The organism is Microbacterium sp. HMWF026, assembly GCF_003061325.1.
Classification (GTDB): Bacteria; Actinomycetota; Actinomycetes; order Actinomycetales; family Microbacteriaceae; genus Microbacterium; species Microbacterium testaceum_E.
Genome location: NZ_QAJB01000414.1, coordinates 1 through 5821 on the forward strand (window position 1 = coordinate 1; position 5821 = coordinate 5821).

1 protein-coding gene is annotated in these 5821 nt (G+C 72.0%); it reads left to right on the forward strand.

Translation table 11 applies throughout. From position 1 onward, the window contains the following. Positions 1-5821: Ig-like domain-containing protein (locus DBR36_RS15085; protein ID WP_108320561.1), on the forward strand; the 5821-nt coding region annotated here is incomplete at both ends.

Below are 5821 nucleotides of genomic sequence, written 5' to 3' on the forward strand. Positions count from 1 at the left end.
GGGCGCTGCAGACCGGTGACGGCCAACGCTACGCCCGGGTCAACACCACCGTGGGCGAGCTCGACACCGTGCGCACGGCGGGCAACCCCAGCGAGGTCGCCCAGGGCAGCGACGGGGCGTACCTCTTCACCGACAGCTTCAGCAAGCTCACGCGCATCGACGAGGCGCAGCCGATCGATCTGCAGCAGGAGCAGCTCGAGGCCGCCCCCGACACCCCGCCGGGCACCACGTCCGTCGCCACGGCGGGCGACTACGCCGTCTACCGCACCGACACGGGCACCCTGTTCGCCACCCGGCTGAGCCGAGCGGGCCAGGCGGCGAGCGAGCTCGACCCCTTCGGCACGGCCGGCGATGACGACGTGCCGTCCTACACGGCCGACGCGATCGCCGTCGACGAGCGCGGCATGCTCTTCGCCTACTCGTCGGCCGACCGCTCCGTCATCCGCTACGACATCGAAACCGACGAGCTGCGCGGGCGAGACGCCCTCGACGCCGACGTCGCCTCGCCCGCCCTCTCGGCCGCGGGTGACGACTGGGTGCTGGTCGACGCCGACGCCGGACGCGTGTGGGTGCGCGGCGAAGACCCGGTGACCATCGACACGGGCGACCAGGTCGTGGTGGGCGATGCCGACGCCGATGCCCGCGACGTGTACGTCGCCGACGACCAGTCGCTGTGGAGCATCCCGGTCGACGGGAGCGAGCCGCGCCGAGAGGTGGGTGGTGGCGGCAACGTCCTCGGTCAACCCGCCCGCCCCGTGACGCATCAGGGGGTCGCTTATGCCGCATGGCTGCTGCCCGGCGACTCACGGGGCACCCTGTGGCGCTCCGACAGCAGAGAGACCGGTCTCGATTACGGCGGGGCCACCATGCCCGACCAGCGGCGCCCCGTCTTCGTCGCGACCGAGCACGCCATCATCCTCAACGAGACGCGCACGGGGTGGGTGTGGACGGTCCCCGACGGAGCCCTCGTCGCGTCGAGCCAGAACTGGTCCCTCGACGACCGCACCGAGCAGACCGCCGTGCAGAGCGAGGAGCAGCTCAGCGTCGTCCTCGACCCCAAGCCGCCCATCGCCGAACCCGACGCGTTCGGCGTGCGGCCGGGCCGGTTGACCACCCTTCCGGTCCTGCTCAACGACCACGACCCCAACGAGGACGTCCTCAGCATCGTCGCCGAGAGCGTCACGGGGCTCGACCCCGGCTTCGGCACGCTCTCGGTGACGGACTCCGGGCAGCGTCTCGCCGTGCGCGTCGCGCCGGGGGCCACGGGGTCGGCGACCTTCACCTACACCGTGACCGACGGCACGGCCGTCGACGGGCTGACGTCGGCCCCGACCACCGTCACCCTGACGGTCTCGGGCCCCGAGGCCAATGCCGCACCCGTCTGGTGCGGCGTCGAGAAGTGCCTGCAGCCCTGGCCGACCCCCGAGGTCGCCCGCGGCGGCACGGTCACCGTGCCGGTGCTCCCCGGGTGGGTGGACCCCGACGGCGATCCGCTGCTGCTGCTCTCGGTCGACAACCCCGGGGGAGTCGGCACGGTCGCCGCGACCCCGGGCGGCGATGTCGTCTACCAGCACGCCGACGACGGTTCCGGCGGCGAGCAGAACATCCAGCTCGACGTCACCGTCGCCGACACCCGCGGTGCGGTCACGACCAAACCCCTCGTTATCCGCGTCGCCCCCGACCCCGGCCTGGCCGTGCAGTCCTTCGCAGCGATCGACACGGTCGGCTCCTCTCTCACGGTCGACGTCGGCCCCCACGTGACCGGTACCGCCGGCGACGTGTCGCTGACGTCGGTGCGCGTGCTCGACGACGCCGCGGCGACCGCGACGGTCGTCGGCGGCAGCACGACCTTCGACTTCTCCGCGCCGCAGCCGGGCGTCTACCGCGTCGACTTCACGGTCAACGGCGGGGGACGGGATGCCAACGGCACGGCCCGCATCACGATGCTCCCCGCCGACGCCCCGGCGCAGCTGTCGACCTCACCCGTCGTGGCGTTCGTCCGCCCGCAAGAGGATGCGACCCTCGACGTCTTCAGCGCCGTGTCCAACCCCACCGGACGAGTGCTGCTGCTCAGCGACGTCGCCGCCACGGCAGAGGATGGCGCCTCGCTCACGGTCGACACCGTCGGCCAGAACGACCTGCGCGTCTCGGGCAGCACGGCCGACGGGGCGGCCGGTCTGCTGGGCACCGTCGCCTACACCGTCTCGGACGGCACGGACGACGCCGGTTCGCGCGTCGGAGGAGAGGCCACCGTCTACCTCCTCCCCCCGGCCCCCGAGATCGCGCCCATCGCGGTCGACGACACGGTCACCGTGCGTGCGGGCGCTCAGGTCGACATCCCGGTCCTCGACAACGACATCTCGCCCGCCGGCGGTCGCCCGACACTCGACCCCTCCAGCGTCCAGGCCCTTCCGGCGAGCGACGCCCTGGCGTTCGCCTCGGGCGGCGTGCTGCGCTACCTGGCCCCCACCACGCCGGGCGCGTACGAGGTGACCTACCGGGTCTACACCACGGGTACGCCGGGTCTGTGGGACGAAGCGACCGTGCGCATCACGGTCCTCGGCGGCGACGCCAACCGTGCGCCCCTGCCCGACACGCTCGAGGGTCGCGTCCTCAGCGGCGGCACCACCTCGATCGACTTCCACGGCTTCGGCGTGGATCCCGACGGCGACGCCGTCACCCTCGATCGCATCGTCGCGCAGCCCGACCGGGGCACGGCATCCATCTCGCCCGACGGGTCCGCGATCCTCTACACCTCGATCCCCGGCGACCGCGGCCAGGTCTCCTTCCGCTACCGCGTCTCGGACTCGTCGGGAGCCACGGGCGAGGGCACGGTGCGCATCGGAGTCCTGGATGCCGAGGCCAATCCCAGTCCGATCACCTTCACCGATTACGTGCAGGTGCAGGCCGGCGCGGACCGCACGATCAGGGTCAGCCCCCTCGCGAACGACATCGACCCCACGCAGGGCCGGCTGAAGCTGACCGGGGTGCGTCCCGACCTGCCCGAGACGCTCGTCGACGGCAGCGACAACCCCGAGTACGCGCGTTTGAACGGCTTCGTCCAGACCGTCACCGACACGGGTGTCGTGCTGCGCGCGGGGGAGCAGCCGGGAACCATGTCGTTCCTGTACGACGTCGAATCCGACTCGGGCAACACGGGGCGTGGCCTCGTCGTCGTCAAGGTCGTCCGAGAGAACGTGCCGGACTACCCGGTCGTCACGGACACCGTGCTCACCGTCGAGAACCGGGACGACTTCGCCACCGGCGTCGACGTCATCGCGGGCCGGGCGACCTGGTCGGGCGGAGAGGTCGGCGACCTCGACGTATCCCTCTGGGGCGATCCGTCCGACCTCACGTTGGACGGCCGTCGCATCTCGGGTGCGCTGCCCACCACCCGGCGAGTCATCCCGTTCGCCGTCACCGGTCGCCTCGGTGACGCCGTCGTGACCACCTATGCCTTCCTCCGCGTACCCGGCGACGACGACCTCACCCTGGCGCTGCGTCCGGGTGCGGCTCAACGCGTCGACGAGCTCGCCTCGGTGGCGTTCGACATGGCATCCCTCGTCGCCCTGCCGCGCCGCGCCACGCTCGAGGTGGGCACCGATGTCGCAGCCACCGGCGTACGGGCCGAGGGCCGGTGCTCGGTCGCCGGATCGGTCGTCACCTACGACGCCGGATCGGGCTCGCCCTACACCGACGCGTGCCGCGTTCCGGTTCGGGTGGCGGGCAGCGAGGAGTGGACGGTGCTGTCGGTGCCGATCGGCGTCGTGGCCCGCGATCCCCAGCCCGAGCTGCGTCCCGGGGCCCTCACGGTCGGCCCCGGCGAGACGGCGAGCTTCGACCTGCGCAACATGACCTCGTGGCAGCTCGGTCGCGAGGACTGGGCCGGCATCCGGTATGCGATGGACTACTCCGGCGCGGCGTTCTCGGTGTCGCTCGACGGGTCCACCGTCACCGTCACGGGTAACGACCGCGCGGTTCCGGGAACCGAGAACGCCGCGGTCATCTCGGTCACCAGCCACAACGCCGTCGCGCCCGCCCGCCTCGTCCTGCGGGTGGGCTCGGCTCCGTCGACACTCCCGCAGGGCGGCACCACCTCGGCGCAGTGCTCTCAGGCGTCCGGATCGAGCTGCTCGATCGGTGTCGTCGGCGCCAGCGGCGAGGTCAACCCGCTCCCGCGCACCCCGCTCGAGGTGGTCGCCGTGCGTCCGACCGCGAGCTGTGCGGGGGTCGACTTCTCGGTCGCCTCGACCTCGGGCGTCCTCGCGTCGTGGAGCGACGACGCCCCCGGCGCGACCTGCAGCGCGAGCGTCACGCTGCGCGACGCGCAGGGCCGGACGACCGCGTCCACGCGCGACGCCCGGGTGGTGCTCGACCTGCTCGGCTACCCGCGGCCGCCCGCGAGCGTGCGTCAGACCGCGTTCGGCGACGGCACCGTGACCCTGCGGGTCGACCCGGGCGAGGCGCGTCGGGCATATCCCGGTCTCTCGGGCTTCACCGTGCGGTCCGGCGGACAGGTCGTCGGCCAGTGCACGGCCGACGGTACGTGCGCGCCGATCTCGGCACCCAACGGCGAGCAGCGCGAGTACGTCGTCACCGCCGTCAACAGCGTCGGCGAGTCCCGCGGCGCCGTCCGCACCACCGGATGGGCGTATCGGGCCCCGAACAAGCCCGGAGCCTTGACGTTCACCCCCGTGCAGACCAGCGGCGAGGGCGGGGTCGCCGATCTCGTCATCACCGGCGTCGACAGCGCCGAGACCGGGACCCTCGAGATCTCGAGCCCCGTCGGCGACAAGATCCAGGTCAACGTCGGACGCAACCAGGACACCGTGCAGGTGCGCCGCTTCACCGTGGGCTCCAACGCGTCCACGAGCATCACGGTCAAGCCCATCTCGCGCTTCTCGACGCCGCCGGGCCTCGGCGGCGCCGCGAACGGGAGCGAGCTGGTCGGCAGCGCGCACGGCGTGGGCGCCCCCACCAACCCGACGCTGACACTCACCTCGACCTCGAACGGCGACGGCACCGCCACGATCGACGCGCGCGCGACCGCGCAGCAGAACGGCACCGACAGCGAGGTGCGGTTCGACATCGTGCCGGAGGGGCGTTTCTGCAGCCCCAAGGCGGGCGGCGACGTGAAGCAGTTCCCCAAGGAGCGCGACGGTGAGACGTACCGGTACACGATGTGCGCCGAGTCCTTCTTCGACGGCCGGTCGTTCGGCGCGGTCACCACGACGCAGCAGGTCGACGCGTCCCAGAGCAAAGAAGCGCCCAAGGGGTACACGTTCACGGTCGGATCCCGTCCGAGCGTCAGCGAATCCGGCAAGCGAGCCGAATGGACGATCAACAAGATCAACCAGGGAGACGCCCCTCCCCGCCGCAACGACGTCCTGTACGAGGGCTGGAGCAACGAGCAGAGCACCGTCTTCGACCGCGACCCCGAGATCAAGGTCTACTTCAAGCACCAGGTGTGGGGAACCGAGTCACAGCGCGGCGCGGTCACCCCCGCGAGCGGCAGCGCCCCCTATCAGGTGCAGGCGCGCTGGGAGATCGGCGCCTGCGAGGCGGGCGGCACCCTGCGTGCCGACGGGTCGTCGGCGGGTGACCGCGCGACGTTCACCTTCACTTACGACAACGTGCGCTACCGCGACAAGAACGGCGCGACGCTCGAGCGCAACCCCGACAACCCGCGCCTCGTCCCCGCCGGCGCGACCGCCGTCGAGAACATCGGCGTCAGCGTGGACTGGACCAAACAGGGGTGGAACCTCGACAAGGCCACCTCGACGCTGTCCGGCACGTGCAAGCCGGGCACCCCGGCATCCTG